27 protein-coding genes are annotated in these 19,419 nt (G+C 40.3%); 3 read left to right on the top strand and 24 right to left on the bottom strand.

The window, feature by feature from the left end:
* Positions 1–823 (top strand): BclA C-terminal domain-containing protein (locus tag MK805_RS15370; protein WP_420833091.1); only part of this gene is annotated, 823 nt, incomplete at its 5' end.
* 358 nt (positions 824–1,181) lie between these two features.
* Here the strand turns inward: MK805_RS15370 and MK805_RS15365 are convergent.
* The 11 genes from MK805_RS15365 to MK805_RS15315 form a co-directional block, all read right to left on the bottom strand.
* Positions 1,182–1,598 carry an ArpU family phage packaging/lysis transcriptional regulator gene (locus tag MK805_RS15365; RefSeq protein WP_240876780.1) on the bottom strand — a complete coding sequence of 139 codons (417 nt, stop codon included), beginning with the start codon at positions 1,596–1,598 and terminating at the stop codon, positions 1,182–1,184.
* Positions 1,599–1,771: 173 nt separating this feature from the next.
* Positions 1,772–2,017: a RusA family crossover junction endodeoxyribonuclease gene (locus MK805_RS15360; protein ID WP_240876779.1), complete on the bottom strand. Its 246-nt coding sequence runs from the start codon at positions 2,015–2,017 to the stop codon at positions 1,772–1,774.
* A 7-nt stretch (positions 2,018–2,024) separates the two neighbouring features.
* Positions 2,025–2,393 (bottom strand): hypothetical protein, encoded by a 369-nt coding sequence (locus MK805_RS15355; protein WP_240876778.1) that lies wholly within the window; start codon positions 2,391–2,393, stop codon positions 2,025–2,027.
* Complete coding sequence (locus tag MK805_RS15350) at positions 2,390–3,247, bottom strand: ATP-binding protein (RefSeq protein ID WP_240876777.1); 858 nt, start codon at positions 3,245–3,247, stop codon at positions 2,390–2,392. Before MK805_RS15350 ends, MK805_RS15355 begins: the two co-directional genes overlap by 4 nt.
* Positions 3,162–3,989 (bottom strand): hypothetical protein, encoded by an 828-nt coding sequence (locus MK805_RS15345; RefSeq protein WP_240876776.1) that lies wholly within the window; start codon positions 3,987–3,989, stop codon positions 3,162–3,164. Before MK805_RS15345 ends, MK805_RS15350 begins: the two co-directional genes overlap by 86 nt.
* A 40-nt stretch (positions 3,990–4,029) precedes the next feature.
* Complete coding sequence (locus MK805_RS15340) at positions 4,030–4,221, bottom strand: hypothetical protein (RefSeq protein ID WP_240876775.1); 192 nt, start codon at positions 4,219–4,221, stop codon at positions 4,030–4,032.
* 76 nt (positions 4,222–4,297) lie between these two features.
* On the bottom strand, positions 4,298–4,486 hold the full coding sequence (locus tag MK805_RS15335) for a hypothetical protein (protein ID WP_240876774.1): 189 nt from the start codon (positions 4,484–4,486) through the stop codon (positions 4,298–4,300).
* A complete protein-coding gene (locus MK805_RS15330; protein WP_240876773.1) occupies positions 4,487–5,317 on the bottom strand; it encodes a hypothetical protein in 831 nt (276 codons plus the stop codon).
* A gap of 68 nt (positions 5,318–5,385) precedes the next feature.
* A complete protein-coding gene (locus MK805_RS15325; RefSeq protein ID WP_240876772.1) occupies positions 5,386–5,586 on the bottom strand; it encodes a hypothetical protein in 201 nt (66 codons plus the stop codon).
* Positions 5,587–5,602: 16 nt separating this feature from the next.
* The gene (locus MK805_RS15320; protein ID WP_240876771.1) at positions 5,603–5,791 is read right to left on the bottom strand and encodes a helix-turn-helix domain-containing protein; all 189 of its coding nucleotides are present in this window, start codon (positions 5,789–5,791) and stop codon (positions 5,603–5,605) included.
* A gap of 49 nt (positions 5,792–5,840) precedes the next feature.
* Positions 5,841–6,050 (bottom strand): helix-turn-helix domain-containing protein, encoded by a 210-nt coding sequence (locus tag MK805_RS15315; RefSeq protein ID WP_240876770.1) that lies wholly within the window; start codon positions 6,048–6,050, stop codon positions 5,841–5,843.
* 188 nt (positions 6,051–6,238) lie between these two features.
* On the opposite strand from MK805_RS15315, the gene MK805_RS15310 reads away from it, so the two are divergent.
* Positions 6,239–6,619 (top strand): helix-turn-helix domain-containing protein, encoded by a 381-nt coding sequence (locus tag MK805_RS15310; protein WP_240876769.1) that lies wholly within the window; start codon positions 6,239–6,241, stop codon positions 6,617–6,619.
* A gap of 18 nt (positions 6,620–6,637) precedes the next feature.
* Here MK805_RS15310 and MK805_RS15305 read toward each other — a convergent pair whose 3' ends face one another.
* On the bottom strand, positions 6,638–6,865 hold the full coding sequence (locus MK805_RS15305) for a hypothetical protein (RefSeq protein ID WP_240876768.1): 228 nt from the start codon (positions 6,863–6,865) through the stop codon (positions 6,638–6,640).
* A 239-nt stretch (positions 6,866–7,104) separates the two neighbouring features.
* Between MK805_RS15305 and MK805_RS15300 the strand changes: the two genes are divergently transcribed.
* Complete coding sequence (locus MK805_RS15300; protein ID WP_255724690.1) at positions 7,105–8,256, top strand: site-specific integrase; 1,152 nt, start codon at positions 7,105–7,107, stop codon at positions 8,254–8,256.
* 107 nt (positions 8,257–8,363) lie between these two features.
* Here the strand turns inward: MK805_RS15300 and MK805_RS15295 are convergent, their stop codons facing one another.
* From MK805_RS15295 to MK805_RS15240, 12 genes are all read right to left on the bottom strand, one after another.
* A complete protein-coding gene (locus MK805_RS15295; RefSeq protein WP_240876766.1) occupies positions 8,364–10,031 on the bottom strand; it encodes a ribonuclease J in 1,668 nt (555 codons plus the stop codon).
* A 317-nt stretch (positions 10,032–10,348) separates the two neighbouring features.
* Positions 10,349–11,557 carry an MFS transporter gene (locus tag MK805_RS15290; protein WP_240876765.1) on the bottom strand — a complete coding sequence of 403 codons (1,209 nt, stop codon included), beginning with the start codon at positions 11,555–11,557 and terminating at the stop codon, positions 10,349–10,351.
* 119 nt (positions 11,558–11,676) lie between these two features.
* Positions 11,677–12,132 carry an MFS transporter gene (locus MK805_RS15285; RefSeq protein WP_240876764.1) on the bottom strand — a complete coding sequence of 152 codons (456 nt, stop codon included), beginning with the start codon at positions 12,130–12,132 and terminating at the stop codon, positions 11,677–11,679.
* A 259-nt stretch (positions 12,133–12,391) separates the two neighbouring features.
* Positions 12,392–13,267, bottom strand: a complete 876-nt coding sequence (gene dapA, locus MK805_RS15280; protein ID WP_240876763.1) for a 4-hydroxy-tetrahydrodipicolinate synthase — start codon at positions 13,265–13,267, stop codon at positions 12,392–12,394.
* A gap of 14 nt (positions 13,268–13,281) precedes the next feature.
* The gene (gene dapG, locus MK805_RS15275; protein WP_240876762.1) at positions 13,282–14,502 is read right to left on the bottom strand and encodes an aspartate kinase; all 1,221 of its coding nucleotides are present in this window, start codon (positions 14,500–14,502) and stop codon (positions 13,282–13,284) included.
* Positions 14,503–14,504: 2 nt separating this feature from the next.
* Complete coding sequence (locus MK805_RS15270; protein WP_338057523.1) at positions 14,505–15,545, bottom strand: aspartate-semialdehyde dehydrogenase; 1,041 nt, start codon at positions 15,543–15,545, stop codon at positions 14,505–14,507.
* Between the two features lie 63 nt (positions 15,546–15,608).
* Positions 15,609–16,211 carry a dipicolinate synthase subunit B gene (locus tag MK805_RS15265; protein ID WP_240876761.1) on the bottom strand — a complete coding sequence of 201 codons (603 nt, stop codon included), beginning with the start codon at positions 16,209–16,211 and terminating at the stop codon, positions 15,609–15,611.
* On the bottom strand, positions 16,208–17,104 hold the full coding sequence (gene dpsA / locus MK805_RS15260) for a dipicolinate synthase subunit DpsA (protein WP_240876759.1): 897 nt from the start codon (positions 17,102–17,104) through the stop codon (positions 16,208–16,210). Before dpsA ends, MK805_RS15265 begins: the two co-directional genes overlap by 4 nt.
* A gap of 78 nt (positions 17,105–17,182) precedes the next feature.
* Complete coding sequence (locus MK805_RS15255; protein WP_240876758.1) at positions 17,183–17,431, bottom strand: YlmC/YmxH family sporulation protein; 249 nt, start codon at positions 17,429–17,431, stop codon at positions 17,183–17,185.
* Between the two features lie 304 nt (positions 17,432–17,735).
* Positions 17,736–18,491 carry an oxygen-insensitive NADPH nitroreductase gene (nfsA, locus tag MK805_RS15250; protein WP_240876757.1) on the bottom strand — a complete coding sequence of 252 codons (756 nt, stop codon included), beginning with the start codon at positions 18,489–18,491 and terminating at the stop codon, positions 17,736–17,738.
* Between the two features lie 85 nt (positions 18,492–18,576).
* Positions 18,577–18,894 (bottom strand): hypothetical protein, encoded by a 318-nt coding sequence (locus MK805_RS15245; RefSeq protein WP_240876756.1) that lies wholly within the window; start codon positions 18,892–18,894, stop codon positions 18,577–18,579.
* Positions 18,882–19,034 (bottom strand): hypothetical protein, encoded by a 153-nt coding sequence (locus tag MK805_RS15240; protein ID WP_240876754.1) that lies wholly within the window; start codon positions 19,032–19,034, stop codon positions 18,882–18,884. Before MK805_RS15240 ends, MK805_RS15245 begins: the two co-directional genes overlap by 13 nt.
* Between the last annotated feature and the right edge of the window lie 385 nt (positions 19,035–19,419).

The following is a 19,419-nucleotide window of genomic DNA, read 5'->3' as shown; positions in this document are numbered from 1 at the left end:
GGGTGCTACAGGTGTGGGAGCCACGGGTCCACAGGGACCAGCTGGAGCTGCAGGTGCTACGGGTGCCACTGGATCTACGGGTGCTACAGGTGTGGGAGCCACGGGTCCACAGGGACCAGCTGGAGCTGCAGGTGCTACGGGTGCCACTGGATCTACGGGTGCTACAGGTGTGGGAGCCACGGGTCCACAGGGACCAGCTGGAGCTGCAGGTGCTACGGGTGCCACTGGATCTACGGGTGCTACAGGTGTGGGAGCCACGGGTCCACAGGGACCAGCTGGAGCTGCAGGTGCTACGGGTGCCACTGGATCTACGGGTGCTACAGGTGTGGGAGCCACGGGTCCACAGGGACCAGCTGGTGCTACAGGTGCTACGGGTGCCACAGGTGTGGGAGCCACGGGCGCTACCGGAGCAGGGTTATCCGTATACGGGTATATTTACAATCTAACTCCTCAAACGGTAGCTATAGAGGCGGATGTCCTTTTTGATTCAAATGGAATAATTACACCTGGAATTACGCATGCCCCCGGAGCCTCTCAAATTTTAGTTACCACTCCGGGAGACTACGAGGTTACTTTCTCCGTATCGGGGTCAGAACCCAACCAATTCGCACTATTTTTAAATGGCGCACTGGTTTCCGGAACAGTCTACGGTTCAGGTGCCGGCACTCAGCAAAACAACGGTCAGGCTATAATCGCCATAGCAGCCGGCGATGTTCTTACCCTTCGAAATCATTCTTCAGCTGCAGCAGTTGGCCTTGCGTCTTTGGTAGGAGGCACACAAGCAAACGTAAACGCTTCTATTGTCATTAAAAAATTAAATTAGTTTCGAATGGATATGGAACCCTTTCCAAATAAAAGTGAAATTGTAAAGCAGTTTCTAGCATGGTCTTGATTCACAAAACTTTTCTCAATGCCGTAATTTCCACACGAAAACCATTGAACTTTGGGGTAGAGGTACATGCCCATCAAGCTAAACAAAAAAATCCCCCAAAACAAAAAACGCTATCCTCTTTTAAGACATTAGAAAGGATAGCGTTTTTTCCTGTAAATCTATCAACGAAAGAGGAACTTCATGAGTCAAATGACTTTGAAATCGGCTTTTTTTGATCCATAAGGTTTTCTAAAGTGAAACAGGATTTTTTAACTTGATGACTATGCATCGGATTCTAGGTCTAGAATCGCTAAATAAAATTTAAAAAAGTAGCAAGTGTATAGAGTGCACCTTTTTTAATTCGATAATAATTTCTCTTACTCCAACCCAATCGTTCATAGATCATTCCATCACTAGGAGTATTTAAATCAAAATATCGTTCTTCAATCAATTTTCTCTCCTCTATGCTTAACACTTTTAATGCTTGTTCTACGCTTCTTACTTTCATTTGTTTGTCTGCTCTCCGAATACCATATTGTTCTGTGGAAGACAGATACTCATTATACGACCTTCCGATCCGTTCTTCATAAACAGTGATGCAGGATGGATAATGATAAGATTCGTATTCAACTATGGATTTCTTCAAGATAGGATATTCTCTTAGCATCCGTTCCACTATTTTTTTATAAGCAGGTTTCCGATACTGCATAGCAGCACTACTGTCCATCGTCCCATCCCTCATTTCTGTTTATTTTCAAAAGACCAACCATATCGTTTGACACACCGAGAAAATGGACACAGACTTCCACGAATCAGCCAAATACATCCTTTACAATAATGCATTGCTACTTTGACTTTCATGATTGCCACCCCGATTATTTCGTCTAGTTGTCCGATGTGCTAGTTTGCTTGTTGCAACGTGAGTTCTACTCGTTGTTCCTCTATGTTTGCTACACGATGCTTCTGAATTTGGAGATAAGTTACTTGGCTGTCATCGTCATAACAGATGTTGTTGCACCCATCTAGTAAGCTCTTGGCGATGTTATCGATATCCATCCTGCGTTTTCCTCTTAAGTAGACTTGGATTTCTACTTGTATATCTCCCTTTAATTTTTGAGAGGTGGCGAGCACAGCCCGCCATTTCACTTCCTCTTTATATGCTATATACCGTTTTGCTTGTGGATTGATCCATTTGCTCTTCTGTGTCATCCTCACTGCTGGAACAGCTCTCCCCGGTACAGTGAACTGAATTCTGCTTGGCTTCTCCAAATACACCACCTGCCCGTTTGTGTATGGTTCCTCTTCTCCCTCGGTCAACAGCTAGAATCAACACTTCATCTGGATCACGACCAAAGCTCTCTGTAATGTCCCAAAGGCTGATCCCTTCTCGCCATAGGTTTTCAAACTGTGCGATCTCACGTTCATCCCATGTAAAATCCAGTTCCTCCAAAGCAAGGTATACTTTTCGAGATTGTTTTCGGCAATGAGTTCGTTCTAACTGCCTGATCAAAGCTGTACTCATGTTCCAGTCCCTTCTACCCGATAATCAGGACCCTTTACTTTCACAAAGTAATCTTTCGCCATGCTGTAAAGCCGAGAAAAAGCTGCTTCTCCAATCCGCTCTGACAAAGTAAGTTCATCTTCGTTGGAGGAAAAAAGAATTGGTTTCCTTTGTCGGTATCGTTCGTTGATAATCCGGTAGTACAATTCTTCTTTTGCTTCTGTGTATTTGCTTTTGCCGATATCGTCCCAAACCAGTACTTCGGCTTCGATTACGCCACTGAGTAAGCGATAAAACGCAGACCCCTCATCGCTATACCGTTTCGATTGAGCAAGATCATGCATAAACACCACATCAGAAATACACAGGACAGCATGTCCTTGTTGTAAAAGCTCCTTTGCAATAGCGATCTGAAGATGGGTTTTGCCCAATCCATAGCTGTTGTATTTTTGGATCAAGTTGGCTCGTTGTTTGAGGTCGGGGATACGCTTGATCTGCGTTTCCCCTACTTCTGCAACCATCCCCATGCTGTTTTGACGTCCTTGCCAAATCATAGAGGAATTTTTTACATACCGCTTCGCCGTTTGGAATAACTCCTGTTGGATAGGTGAGGTTACTTGGTAATTATCCAAACGTGCCTCCTCGAACTCTTCTGGAATCAATGCGTTTTGTATCCTTCGATGAAGCTGTTTTTGCTTTGCACAAGGGCATGGTGTGGCTACCCAAGGATTTTGAGGATCAATGATCCATTCTTGATCCTTACAAGTAGAACACGTATAGACTGGTTGCTCATGTTCGGGCATACTTGCCAAATTGGATGACCACTCCATCCTCACTCTCTCGATCCTCTCCTGTATCGTTGCTAGATTTCCCATGCTGCGCTCCTCCTTGGTGGTTCATCCATTCCTCCACTTTGCCCCCATCTCGGCAAATGAAGATGATATCTGCATAGAATTTATTCCCGTCATTTTGCCCACAGTGGAAGGGAGATTTCCGGATATTGCTGATCGCAAGGGATATCTCCTCCACGGAGTACCCTTCCTGCAGGCGTGTTTGGATGGCTTTTTTGCGTTTAGGTGTAAGGGTCAGCTTTCGAGGAAAGAAACTCCCAAACACCTGCACATAGTGATTCCAAATTTGCTCCACTTGCGTAGCCAAGAGAAGAGACTTTTCTTTTTGTTGTTTTTCTTTTTCAGTTTCGTTTGGTTTGGTTTGGTTTTGTTTATTAAATGTCCTACTTAGCGGCTTTTTCTGTGCATCGGGATTGGCTTTTTCTGTGCCTGCTGGTGTGCCTACTCCTGTGCTCACTTCTGTGCCTACTTTTTGATAGTCACTCATTAAGAAAGGAATAATCTTGTAGGACCCTGCATGATTGGAACGACCTTTTTTGTACTGAATTCTTCCCTGCTGAATCAAAGAACTTCTTGCATTCTCCAATCCGCCTCTGGACAATCCAGTCATTAGCTGAAGCGTTTGATTGGGCGTAGAGAACCATTCTTGCCACCCAGTCCAGTTGTTGATCGACATTAAGGTGTACCACAATGCAACTTGACCTGTAGAAGGACGGTTCAACATGCTCCAATCCCGAAACGCATTCAACTCTTTGATGTAGTTCATTCTGTTCGGCCTTTCTTTTCTATATAGGGAAAGGGCGAAATTATCGCCCCTCTAATTCATCTGCATACACCAAACCCATGCAATCTGTTTTATACACTTTACGACTTTGATAAAGGAAGACTTCCAGAATGGTACATTCCAATCCAGAAGCAATCACGATCTGATCCCCAACTTGGAGCTTGTCCATGCCTTTTGTTTTGGTTTCACTGAATCGAACTGGAAACTTCCTCATGATGTTCTCCCTCGTTTTCCTCTAGGATGGATCAAACTAATGAACAGTTCTTCGACTTTGGGCGACAATCTGTCGCCTAGATGTTGATTTTAGTTCGAGCCTTTTCTATGGTTTGCTCCATCATTCTCACTGTTTGTTCTATGGACTGGCGCGTCTCGTAAACCGTCCAGCCATATGTCCATACTTGCTTGATTTTCCTCATATAGTGATCTAAGTCATCCAAGTCGTGTTCGAGGGACTCTTCCAGCAAATAGCGTTCTGCCATCTAGATCAACCCCCCCGTTTCCATGTCTACTTCTAGGGATTGATCTTCTAATGTGCCTCCTATGGTGTTCTCTACCTGTTCTACTGCTTTCACCATCTCGATCAACTCTGGATATAATGTTTCTTTTAAAAGGTTGATCAAATCGCTTGCCTCTTGTTTGGTTAACTCCTGTGTGCTTTCTTTTTTAGTTTGGAACCGGCCCACTTTTTTGACTTCGTCCTTCGTCAAGCCTTTTTCTTTTCCAATAGAGAAGATGGCTTTCCGCTGATTGGTGGTAGCTTGTCCTGTCAATGAATAGGTGCTTGTTCTCGATCCGCCTGCCTCTGGTTGAACATAGTCTCCCATGTTGATTTCTTCTGCACTTACGTCTCCAAATCCAACCAAATCCAATATGGCCCGGTTCTTCGCTCGTGTAACCGCATGTGAGCGAACATTGTGGATGGTACGAAGTCTTTTCTCTTTCAGAGGATCTTCAGCCGTTTTCTCCTCATAGGAGCAGGCTCCATCCCCTTCTTGAAAAGCTCCTGTCCCAAGGTGCACTGCTCTTGCCTTTGCCAACCATGCAATCACTTGTCCATTCTCATCGTGAAAAGGCATAACTTCTACAATCTCGCAGGATACATTGAAAAACCGCTGTACTTTCCTTACAAAACTTTTCTTTGGATGTTTTTTATTTCCGATATATTGAAAGTCATCCGGTGTACCCAATCGAAGTTTTAATTCTTGATACAGCTCAAACTGTTCAATTGCCTGATCAATCGAACCAGCTGGTGTTATCATGCTGGCAGGTACAACCTCTGTGTTTACTAATTGCATGGGTAGATTATTCAATTCTCCGCTCTCCTTATTTGCATATAGAACATCTTTCGTGATATCCTATACGCATCTCTAAGTTTTACCTAAAGCTCGCTCTGATCCAGCGGGCTTTTTTGCTGTCTAGCGATGGGATCATACTGACCGATGCCGAGTACATTTGGCAAATCAGGTAGTAATCGAAGTACTTTTAGAACTTCTGCCTGATTACCTCTTAGATAGACATGTACCTTTACTACACCATCCTCCACAAAACCTGTGATTTTTCGAATACCCTTTATCTCCAACTCATCACCTCCCTTCCTAAAAAGCACTCAATTGATCTTCTAGCCATCTAAAAAAAGCATCACGACTCACTCTTTTTGATCTACCAACCCTCACTAGCGGGAAATTTGAATATTCCATAACTTCATAGGCCTTTCTTTTGGAAACTGAAAGAATCTCAGCAACTTGATCTGCTTTTAATATCAAGGGGTAGTCTTCTTTGTTCATTTCCTTCCAGGTCTCCTTTTATAGATAATTTTTAAATGTATTGGCATATTTAATTTTTCATGATGAAGAGATCATTAAACTCCAATCCCGTCACACTCATTAGTCTAGAAATAAATTTAGGTCCTGGTCCTCTTTGTTCTCTTAAAACACGGTAAATAAAGCTGCGATCCATCTCCATTAAATTAGATAGTTCAATCTCAGTTATCTCATGATTGACAAGAAATTGCCGTAATACTGGTAAATTAAGTTTTACATCCACAAGCATCACCACCCTTCGTATATGCCTGTAAACATATTATAATTAATAATGCCTATGTGCAACCGATTTTTCATTCACATCTGAGATTTCCTGTCATTGTCTGTAAGCAAAAAATTAGCTAAAATAACAAGTATAAAATCTTTCCTAAAAAATAACGGGTACATATAAAAAAATGAAGAGGGTATACGATGAGAGACGCAAAAAAATTCGGGGCTTACATTAAATTTCAACGAAAGAAAAAAGATATGACTCTGACTGATTTAGCAAATAAATCAGGAGTAGATCAAAGTTACTTATCGAGATTAGAACGAGGAGAAAAAGAAAATCCATCTGCTGATATTCTTGCAAAAATCGCTGATGGACTTGAAGAAAAAAGAGAGCTCATCTTCTATGCCGCTGGCTACATCGACTTAGATTTTGACAATCTTACGATTGATCAGCCTGTAGACATAAAACAAATGCTCTCAGACAAAGAGAGCAATGCACATTGGGGAAATCATCCGCTAACAGAAGAAGAACGAAAGACATTACAAAGAGTCATTCAAGCAATATTAGCTAGAGAAGAATAATCTTTTCCTAGTTAAGTATTATGATGAAATCCTTAAACGAATTTTGTCTCTAAGTTGATATATGATCGCGAGTTCTTCTACTTTAAATTTTCTATTCAAATATAAGTAACTTAATATTTCCCCGATATCCTCTCCTTTTTCCGGTTGATTAGAGATATTAAAAAGTCTATAAACTTGTTTAACTCTAGATAGCGTTTGTTCCAGGGATTCTTCAGGTTCTGCAGTGTTTGCCTCATCTTTTACCACATTTCTACCTCCGCTACTAGTTCGATCTTCCTTTCAAACAGAACGTATATTCCTATATGCGCCATCATATCATATTAAATCCAATAATTTAAATGTTAATTAATTACAAAGCAACATCCATCATCTATTTGAATTTAGACATATTTTTATGCATGTTGACTATAGGCAAATTAAGAGTTATATTCATACTTGTAATTGATTCCGAGTACATCTGTTCTCAAATTTAAAAGGGTGGTTATATGAAAGGGCACTATTACAAGAGGGGAAAATCATGGTCCTTCATAATTGATATCGGGAAGGATCATACGGGAAAAAGAAGACAAAAACAAATGGGAGGATTTAAGACAAAAAAAGAGGCCGAATTAGCCTGTGCTGAATTAATTACACAAATAGAAAAAAACGAGTACATTGAACCATCAAAATTGACATTTGGGGAATTTTTAAAGGATTTCATGGAGAATCATGTAAGACTAACCATAAGACAGTCTACTTATGAATCACAAATCTCTGTCATTAATAAACATATCTATCCTGGCTTAGGTCATCTTGAATTGCAAAAAATAACCCCTATGATCATTCAAAAATTCTACAGCAATAAATTAAGAGAAGGACTATCAGCTAGTTATATAAGAATTATGCATGCTATCATCAGTAAAACTTTGAAAACAGCTACTGAGTGGGAGTTAATAAGCAAAAATGTTTCTACATTATTAAAGCCTCCTAGAGTAGAGAATAATGATGTAGAAGTTTGGACAATGACTGAAATTACTCAGTTTCTCTCTCTCACAAAAAACAGAAAATTTTATATTGCATATGCCTTAGCAATTTTCACTGGGATGAGAAAGGGTGAGATTTTAGGACTAAGATGGCGTGATTGTGATCTTGATAAAGGACAAATTCGCATTCGTCAAACCTTGTATAAGGTAAAGGGAGCATTAACTTTTCAAGAACCAAAAACCAGAAAGTCAAAAAGGTCCATTTCCATATCTGAGACGGTTATTTCCATCTTAAAAAAGCATAGAGCTGCTCAAAATGAACTGAAATTAAAATTAGGAAATGCTTACCGTGATCACGATTTAGTAGTAGCAAATTATAACGGAAATCCAGTTGATTTAGGAGATATAAACCGGGATTTAAAGTATGTTATCTCCAAATATAACTTACCAAAAATAAAATTCCATGGGCTAAGACATACCCATGCAACTCTGTTGCTTCAACTGGGTGAAAATCCAAAAGTTGTGTCTGAAAGACTTGGTCATGCAGAAGTAGGTATAACCTTGAATACTTATAGCCATGTATTGCCAGACATGCAAAAAAGTTTAGCAGATAATTTTGAAAACGCTATTCAAATCGAAAATGCTTCCATCGATAAGAAAGGAAAAATACTTTAGTATAATAAAGGTTACCAAAATGTTACCAAACGGGGTTCCAAACAAAAACGAAAAGCCAAAACCCCTTATATAACAAGGAAAATTGGCTCTCGTTTAGTGAGTGTCGATTATACTTTCATAATTATTGGTAAGATCATAGGACGGCGGCGGGTGCGTTCGTAGAGAAATTTGCTTAAGGAGTCACGAATGCTCGTTTTAAGCGATGCCCATTCACTTACTTGATCTTTCATACATTTTTCCATTGTCTGGTTCACAACAGTGTTTGCTTCTTCCAGTAGTCTCTCTGATTCGCGTACATAAACAAATCCGCGGGAGATAATATCTGGGCCAGATAAAATAGTTCCGTTAGCTTTACTTAGGGTAAGAACAACAACTAAAATGCCGTCTTGGGAAAGGAGCTTACGATCTCGTAATACGATATTACCTACATCTCCAACACCAAGTCCATCAATTAAAATTTTGCCTGTGGAGATTTTGGGACCATATCTCGCTTTACCACCTGAAAATTCTACTGTATCTCCGTTATCACAGATAAAAATATTATCGGTTTTCACACCGACAGACTCGGCTAATTGAGCGTGAGCACGAAGCATCCGGTACTCACCATGAATCGGAATAAAATATTTAGGACGAATTAAATTGAGCATTAACTTCAAATCTTCTTGTGAACCGTGTCCGGACACGTGGACATGTGAGGTTGCACTATATACTACATCTGCACCGATTCGGAACAACTGATCAACGGTACGACCAATCATTCTTTCGTTTCCAGGAATCGGGGTAGCTGCGATTACGACTGTATCTCCAGGAAGAATCTCAATCTTTCGATGAGATGCATTTGCCATTCTCGTAAGCGCTGACATGGCTTCCCCTTGGCTACCTGTAGAGATCACAGCAACCCGATGAGCCGGCAGGCGATTGATCTCATCTGGCTCAATGATTAAATCTTTTGGAACATCAAGATAACCTAGATCAGATGCGATATTTACTACGTTTACCATACTCCGACCGACTACCGCAAGCTTGCGACCATGATGATATGCTGCATCTACTACTTGTTGAATCCGATGAATATTGGAAGCAAAAGTAGCGACAATAACGCGCTGCTTGGACTTACGGAAAACTTCCATCAAGCTTTCTCCTACAGAACGCTCCGTTCCTGTAAATCCTGCTCGCTCTGCATTCGTACTGTCAGATAACAGGCAGAGTACTCCTCGTTTTCCAATCTCAGCCATTTTGTGGAAATCACAATTATTATCGTTAACAGGTGTCATATCAAACTTAAAGTCACCAGTATGTACGACCAATCCTTCTGGTGTATCGATACATACTCCTACCGAATCTGGAATACTGTGATTGGTGTAGAAGAAGCTTGCTTTTAACCGGCCGAGTTGAACTTCTGATTGATTGGATATCACATGACGTTTCACATCATGTACATGTGCTTCCCGCAGTTTGTGTTCGATTAGCCCCATGGTGAGTTGTGTAGCATAAACTGGTGCTTTGATTTGTTTTAAAATATAGGCTAATCCACCGATATGGTCTTCGTGTCCGTGTGTAAGAATAATAGCTCTTAATTTACTTTGATTTTCGATGAGATAAGATATGTCTGGAATAACAATGTCGATCCCCAGCATATCCTCCTCTGGAAACATCAGTCCTGAATCAATTACTACGATGTCGTCTTCATATTGGACAACATACATATTTTTTCCGATTTCACCCAATCCACCGAGAGCAAATATATGCAACTTGCCTCGCTGGTTCTTTGTCAAAAAACTTACCTCCAATGTAATTTTTGTTGTTCACCCTATAACCGCACAAATCTCACTTGGTATTCATTATATACGAATTGAAAAAGGCTATGCAAGATAACAACTTAGAAAAACGAAAATGTCACAAATTGAAGACACGAAAAATCATCATCCCGTCATAATCTTTATCTAAAGGTATTTTCTTTGTTTATATTGAGATTATTTAAATCATAAGCAATGCAATGACAGTTAATGTGTTATCTGATTGATTATGGTTAAAACGACTAGCCCCCTCTCAATATATCGAGAGGGGGGCTATAGATCACACAATTTGTATGTTATGCGACCGAAGCCATGGAATTTTCTTTCTTGTATGCTGCCATGACTTCTGAGATATCTACTACTGCCAATGCTTGAATCGCAGGGAGTAGATCAGACGTTAGATAGGATGGGAACAGATCAATATGTGGGAACATTCCATCCTCGATTTCATCGCCGATTTCTGGTATCAATTGATGGGGATCTTGCATCCACAGGACTGATTCCCGAATTTCTTTTAGACGAGAAGCGTGAATCTTACGAATTTCAGCTTTCATTTCACTTGAGTTGGTACTAAATTCTTTCCCCAGTGTGTATGCTGCCAATTCGTACGGTTCCAACTCCATCAGAAGTTGCAAAAACAACTCCTGCAATTGGAAAATCGGACCATCGACGGGAAGATGATCATCCTTCACTTTCACCATTTCTAGGTACCAAAGTGCCTCTTCTACATTGTTGCAGAAAGTGAACTTCTTTTCCGGTGAATGTGATGGGATGTTTTCTAGGTCATCGACTCCAAAGTCGGAAAGCCTCTCTTGAAACTGCTGATATTTCCCCTGTGCCAAAAGGAAAACAGTTTCTCCTCTAATGTAAGCAACATCAAGTGGCTTTTGGATTTCATTAGCTCCATCCACCTTGCTACTCCACTTCCAGATGAAAAAGAGGGAGACAAGGGAGAGCATCAATAGAGGGAACATGGCGGGCCACATTTGATTCCTCAGAAATCCCCACATCATACTAGAGTATGCTGTACCGATTACGCCACCTAGTTGCAACATGAAGCGGTGAGTACCTGTGGCAGCTCCATGCTGAGATCGGTCTACCTTGCGAAGAATGGCTTCAAGGATACTGCTGTTATTACCACAGACAGAGAAACCAATTAGAATCCCAGCGAGAATCATGATTTGCATGGAATGACCCTTCCAAATCATGAGCAAACTCACCACCATGAGCAAGTTACTGCTTGCCATGAGTGGAAAGTATCCCCTGGGATTCTTCGCCAACGGAGGCATCACCGTAAACGCTACTGATGCATTTCCCATAGTTGCCAACAGCAACACCATACCAGGCTCTTTTTGCCAATAATTGGCGAACCAAGTAAGGAAGGACAAGTATGCAATACTTACGCCCGTTCCTGGCAGAGCAAGGAGAAATGCTTCTTTGTGGATCGCCTCTTTTACAGGCAAAGAAGATAGACGAGAAACGAAATCCCGTGCTTTCTGTACCATGGAAATCCAAGAGTGCTCCTTGAGAACAACTCCTGTAAATACCAAGGCTGTAGAGATGATTCCCAAGGCTATGACCACATGCCAAAGGATGTTCGTGTTGACCAGCCATGACAGCCCGACTACATGGCAAGACCAGAACCCAAAAAGGTGCAGGCGCCGCTAAGAAGGGTGACCCGAGCTTGATGACGTTCGGAGACACTATTCCTCGTAACGAAGAAAATCGTATTGACGATCAGTGCATAGAAAAATCCGTGCACGATCCGCACCATTGTCAGAGCAAAGGTGCTATCTTCAGTGAGCGGATACCCCCACAGAATGACAGCTGTAAGAGGGAGACTCCAATAGAGAAGCCTCTTTGCACCCACTTTGTCAATCAACTTTCCGACGACTAGATTGCTGACCAACAAAGTAATTCCAAAAGCCGTCATGATGATGCCGGCGCTGTCTGCTTTTCGCACATGCAGAGATTGGGAAATCAAGTCCGGAATGCCGCTGATGGCCAGCACTTGCCCCACAATCAAGAAAATCATGCCCACTGTTTTGCGGATTGATTCCAAGGATCTATTCCGATCCATCTGTACCTCCAATGGGTTGGATGGTTGTCCTTTCTTATATCTTACTAAATTATCTGAATAGAAAATAGGAGAATAAAAATAGTAAAGAAAAATTAGATCAAGGGAATATTGTAAAGATTATTACCTATTGCGCAGTTATCCCCATTGTCAAGATAGAAATACATCACAGACAGATGTAGAGATACTTTTCAATATTTAATTCTCTTCTTACAGGAAATCACAAAAAAAGATCCGCATTACACGGATCTTCTTGCATTTATTATTGAACAAGTTCGTGAAACCAGCGATCAACTTGTTGTTTTTCATCTTCTGTCATTTCTACAAGAGGAAGCCGAACGGTAGGATGGATTAATCCTTTTTTTGCTAAAGCATATTTGAGGGGGGATGGGCTTGATGTTAGGAATATCCCTTCAAATACAGGTTGATAGCGTTGATGTAGCTTTGCAGCCTTCTGAACATCCCCCGCTAAATAAGCATCAATCATTTCCTTCATTTCTAAACCAACCAGATGGCTTGCAACACTCACAATTCCATCTCCACCAGCCGCTAGGATTGGGAGAGTTAAGCTATCATCTCCACTATAGACGACAACATCGTCTGGTACAGAAGAGATTACTTTTGTGATTTGAGAAAGATTTCCGCTCGCTTCTTTAATAGCTATTACATTTTTTAATTCTGATAAACGAATCATTGTTTCTGCTGTCATATTTGCACTAGTTCTACCAGGAACATTGTATAACATCACCGGAAGTGTTGTTGCATTTGCAATAGCCACGAAATGTTGATAGATGCCTTCTTGTGATGGTTTGTTGTAATAAGGAACTACTCCCATTACACCATCTACACCTGTTTCAGCAGCTAAACGTGTGAACTGAACCGTTTCAACAGTGTTGTTGCTTCCAACACCAGCGATTATTTTCACTCTTCCAGCTACTTGTTTAACAGTAAAAGAAAAAAGGGCTAATTTTTCATCTTTGCTTAAAGTAGGAGATTCCGCTGTTGTACCAGATACTACAATCGTATCTGTACCTGTTTGAATCAAGTGTTCAATGAGAGCACCCTGTGCATCCCAATCAATCTCTCCATCTGGTGTGAACGGAGTACACATCGCAGTCAATAGGCGTCCAAATAACATGATTTTAACCTCCGTTAGTATTTATGAAGTTCAAATTTCCGATGTAAAGCACGTATCGCTTTAATCATATCGTCCCCTGGTACTAGTACCCAAATAGTCGTATGGGAATCTGCCGACTGAAGTACTTTTACATCTTCTTCTGTTAATGCCTCCAAAATCTGCGCCATCACTCCAGGTACTCCAGCAATTCCTGCTCCTACAACTGAAACTTTCGCACAGGATGGATACAGTTCAGGTTCTAATCCGATATCCATCAGTAGAGACTTCGCTAAATCACCAAGTGGATCACTAACCGTATATGCAATACTACTAGGAGTCACACTAATAAAATCGACACTGATCCCCTTTGAGGCCATCAGACGAAAAACATCCAAATGTAGATCAAGTTTATCCGATTGGGTAGGAATCCGAATTTGAGTAACATTAGGCATTTGGGTGATACCTGTAATAAGGCGATCTGATATCTCTGTCAACCCTACTCGTTCTGGTCTGCTTACAACCAGCGTCCCTATCCCATCCGATAAGGTAGACCTTACTCGAATAGGAACGTTCGTCTGCATAGCGATCTCTACTGCACGAGGATGAACCACTTTAGCCCCTTGAAAAGCAAGATTACACATTTCGGTGTAGGTTACCATTTCTAAAGATGTAGCTTCTTCTACAATTCGTGGATCAGCGGTGAGTACTCCATCCACATCAGTAAATATATCCACATACTCAGCATTTAAAGCTACTCCAAGTGCTGTCGCTGTAGTGTCACTACCACCTCTACCTAAAGTAGTAATCTCACCGTCTGCTGTTTGGCCTTGAAAGCCAGCCACAATTGCAACTTTCCCTTGGTTTAACTCCTCTTGAAGTCGTTTAGGGTTTAAGGAAACAATTTGTGCATTATTATGTTGGTTATTCGTAATGATGCCCGCTTGTCCACCAGTGAGCACACAGTTTTCGATTCCATGATGGATAAGCAAGCTACTCAATACACTGGCTGAAATGATCTCTCCACAACTAAGCAAAAGGTCTTGTTCTCTAGAAGAGAGATTTTTCAACTGCTCACCTGTTGTCAATTCTAAAAGTGTATCTGTTGCGTATGGTTCCCCTTTTCTCCCCATAGCCGAAACGACAACCACTACTTGATAATCATCTGCTAATGCTTGTTGGATATGATACAACACACGTTCTCTCATTTGAGGTGTTGCAACAGAAGTACCTCCAAACTTCTGTACGATAACTTTCATACTTAACCCCTTCTTATTCGTTGATCCGCTACTAATGCTTCTGCGATTTGTACTGCGTTAGATGCTGCTCCTTTTAACAGATTATCCGATACAATCCACATGTTGAGCCCTTTTGGATGTGCTAGATCTCTGCGCAAACGCCCTACAAATACTTCATCGAAACCTGCGGCATCTAGCGGCATGGGATATTCTTGTTGATCTAGATCGTCTTGAACAATGATTCCTGGGAAATTTTCTAACAGAGAGCGAACATCCGAAAGCTGATAGTTTTCTTTCAATTCTACATAAACTGCCTCACTATGTCCTCGGTAAACAGGAATGCGAACACAAGTAGGTGTGATGCCAAGATTATCATCACCCAATATTTTCTTTGTTTCTTGTACCATTTTCATCTCTTCAAAAGTAAATCCATTTTCCATCCCTACATCAATTTGAGGGATTGCATTAAAAGCAATAGGATAATGTTTATCCAACTTCCCTACTGGTAAAAGATTGGATACTGGCTCTTCCCCAACAAGCATTGCAGCCGCTTGAGCACGCAACTCTTCAATTGCTTGGGAACCAGCACCAGATACTGCTTGATACGTAGAAACGATAATACGCTCTAATCCATATTTATCCTGTAAAGGTTTTAATGCAACAACCATTTGGATAGTGGAACAATTTGGATTGGCGATAATGCCTTGATGATCAGATAATGCTTCTCGATTCACTTCTGGTACTACCAAAGGCACATTTTCATCCATACGGAATGCACTAGAATTATCTATTACTACAGCACCACGTTTGACTGCTTCAGGAGCGAGAAATTTACTTACTCCACCACCAGCACTGAACAAAGCAATATCCACACCTTCAAATGAATCTGGTGTAGCTTCTAATACAGTAACTGTCTTTCCTTGAAATTGAACAGTTCCTCCAGCTGATCTCGCAGAAGCTAGTGGAATTAATTTTCCAACCGGAAATTTACGTTTTTCCAAGGATTGTATCATTTGTTGTCCTACTGCTCCAGTCGCTCCTACAACAGCTACGGTATATGTCACAACTTTTTCCTCCTACAAATAAAGGGTAAGTCCCCGGATGGGGACTAATTATTGCTATTCCTATTATGAAGGGAAGTAGCGGTATTTTTCAACTAGTAATGGTTGAAGTTGTTTTCCATCCATCGCAGCCAAGCATGTATCTGGGATCAAATCCATGCGAGAAACACATGATTTTGGTTTCTTTTCTGGGGCATCTTGCCCAAATGGAACAAAATAAATATCTTTGGCTGCAAGTAATTTAGCTAGATTAGCAGCATTTAATCCAAGTGCGTCATTCGTTGAAATCGCCAAAATAACAGGACGATGGTTTCTCATCATAGCTTTAGCAGCCATAAGTACAGGACCGTCTGTTAAGGCATTGGCTAATCTTGCTAGGCTATTGCCTGTACACGGAGCCACAACATAACAATCTAGTATACCTGATGGACCTAACGGTTCTGCTTCTTGAATGGTCGTATAAGGATCACGTCCAGTGATATCTCTTATTTTTCTCTTCCAATCTTCTGCTGTTCCAAAACGGCTATCTACATTAGCAACAGTATGAGACATGATCGGAATAATATTAGCTCCTAATGAAACGAGTCTTTCCATCTGTGGAAGTACTTCATCATGAGTACAATGAGAACCTGTCAATCCAAATCCGACTGTTTTCCCTTCTAAACTCATTGTCCTACCTCCTCGGCGATCTCTTCCATCATCAACTGGCGAATCGTCGCTGCGATGATTCTACCAGCTGTTTTAGGTGCTACAATACCAGGTAGACTAGGGCACAAAATTGCTTTTAAACCTCTTTTTTCTGCGTAATGATAATCAATCCCACCGGGTTTCGAAGCGATATCGATCATTACAACATCGTGACGTACACGAGCTAATACAGATGCCGTTAACACTTGGGCTGGAATAGTGTTAAAAATAAGTTCAGCTTCCTCTACATAATCTTCCAATTCATGTAGATAAAAAGGGGTTACTCCCATTTCAAAGGCCCTAGCATAGTCCGCCGAATCAGATATCCCCATTTTCACCTGGGCTCCTATGGCTTGAAGAGTACGAGCCAAAGTAATCCCTACTCTTCCCAAACCAAGGACCAATGCGTTAGAATTATGGATTGTTATGTCTGTGTTTTGAATTGCCATCATCAACGCTCCTTCCACAGTCGGAATGGAGTTATAGATAGCGACATCATCTCTTTGCATTAACTCTACACAAGGAACCTGATATTTGGAGCATAATTTTTTTAAATATGGCCTTGCCAAACCTGTGAAAATAATGGCATGGCTTGGTAGTGCTTTCATATGCTCCTCTGTTAAAATAAGTGTCTTTGTAGTAAAAATACTGCTTACTTCCCCTTTATCATCGGTTCCAATAACCGGAAGGACTATAACATCAGCTCGTGACAATATCGTTGGTTCAAACTCTTTTTGCATCGTACCACTAAGTGGAGTTTGTAGGTTGTCAAAACCGATGAGTGTTATGTTTGCTCTCATCTTGATAAAACTTTTTATCACTTCGAGTTGTCTTGCATCTCCACCGATAAAAATAAAATGTTTATCCGTCAGCATCCGCTCAAACCCCTTTCCCCACATGATGCACTATATTCTTCTGGGGCTTTGCCTGTTACCCATTTGCCTATTTTTACTTTATGATTCAGAAGAATGCACTCTCTGCTGAACAATAACCAGCTCTGGACCTATTTTTTGAATCGTAGACCAACTTAAAGACAACTCAGGTGTATTTCGCCTGAAAATGGAATTACCTAGTGGTAATAAAATCTTTTGTATCTCGCCTGTTTGCTGGTCTATAACAAGATCTGATCGATGAAAAGTCCCAAGTTTCTCCCCTGTGTCCATATTGACACACTCTTTTTCCACAAACTGACTCCATCTCATTCCTCTCACCTCTTACTCCTAAGTTATGGGACAATATAGGAGTTCAGAAGTAAGCTCAATCAAAAAAGAACCAATCTTAATCGTTGGTTCTAGTGGATTTATTCCAATTGTTTCCTTCCATTTTTAATGAAAGAAAGTTATGGCTTTTCTTTAAAGTCAAAGGCACATGAATACAAAGCGACAGTAGATATCTTGACACGATTAATCAAGCATTTAAGCTAAGTACCTCTTCTTTAAAAGATAAAATGACTTACATTTGATGAACATAAATGTAAGTCATTTATTCGAATAGGACGATAAACAACTAGTTCAAAGGTAGTTTTTTGTCATGAAGAAACTGTTTCAAATATAATCTTTGAGCATTTGTCAACTTATTTGCCATCATCTCCGTCCAGCGATCTGCTCTCTTCCCACCTGTTCTTTGCAAATAATAATCGGAAATATCGCGGTTATACGAATGAAGTTGTTCACTCATTTTTTCATCTGTTTTATACTCTTCTTCATGATAGATCGCATCCATTGGTAAGCGTTGCTTTTTATCTGTACGATTGTCTACATAACCGACACATAATCCAAAAAGTGGGACTACATGATCAGGAGTTTTCAAAAGAGCTGAAACATCATATAGTGCATTACGCAATCCTCCAATATAACAAATACCTAAACCCATGGACTCAGCAGCGATAGAAGCATTTTGTGCTGCTAAAGCAGCATCGACCACACCAACGGTGTATAATTCCGTAGATGAAAGGCTTTCGAATATTTCACTTTCTTCTATTCCCTCTAACTGAGCAGCTAGTCGTAAACGGTTTAAATCTAAACAAAAAACAAAAAAGTGACCGTTTTTCGCTACATATGCTTGATTTCCTGCCAATCTCGCCAATTCTGTTTTCTTGGCAGGTTCTTTAATCCCAATGATCGAATAAGCTTGCACGAAACTGGATGTAGAAGCCGCTTGTGCACTTTCCACAATCAGTCTGATCTGCTCTTCACTTAATTCTTTTTCCAAAAATGAACGGATAGATCTATGATCTAAGATTGTTTTTATTGTTTCATTCATATTTTTAGCTCCATTTCAGAAATTCAAAATACCACCATTTGGTGGTATTTCTACTTATCTTTTCCAATTGTATCATAATTGAAATTCAATCTTCTTTCGCCTCTAACATATCATCAATTTGAACTTTCATCATTTCCATGCCAAATGTAAACACATACATTGTTAGGTGAAAGTGAAAATCTTCTACTTCTTCATCTTCCCCATATTGCAAAATAGCGGTAATTTCATTGAGATGTGCTTGCGTTAATAGTGTCTGTATTTTTTTTCCGTTTTGTAGACACCATTGAATAAGTTGGACAATTTGCTTTCGATCATTGGGAGGAAACGATGTTAATTTTTCATGGAGATTAATATCTTCACACGAATGGAGCAAATGCCAAGCTAAATATTTTATGGCTTCCAATGCTTTTCCTCTATCATATGAAAAATTATTTCATCTAGAGATGCAACATCGATCGCTCTCCCTACTACAAATACACTCCCATTTGCCATATCGAAGATTTCTGTATTTAGAAGATTTAATTTAATGGTTTCACCATTCATAAGATGCATTTCGACTTCTTTGTTTCTCAGGTTCTTTTTCGAAACCGATTGGAATTTCTCAAATTTACATCCCATAATTCTCACCCTTCTGAAGTTAATTTACAAAACCAACTTCAACTAGCAGAAATAATCTCACCCAAAAAAAGACTAATTTTTTTCAGGAAATCCGTAAAAATGTGAATAAATTGAGATGAATCCAGCTATTTTTTGCCCTTATCTTTAGTATAAGAGCTAGAAAACCCAAATTCAATATATTACAAAAACAAGATAATTCTTTTATTTATTATGGTAATTCGAGAAGAAATAAGTAGAAAAATTATATTCAAATGCAAAATTCCCATACTTTATGATAATTTCTAAATTGACAATTAGTCATAATTTAATG

Origin of the sequence: Shimazuella soli (assembly GCF_022511585.1) — a bacterium.
GTDB classification, from domain to species: Bacteria; Bacillota; Bacilli; order Thermoactinomycetales; family Thermoactinomycetaceae; genus Shimazuella; species Shimazuella soli.
The sequence above is the reverse complement of the archived record's forward strand: the minus strand, read 5'-3'. Positions and strand labels throughout refer to the sequence as shown.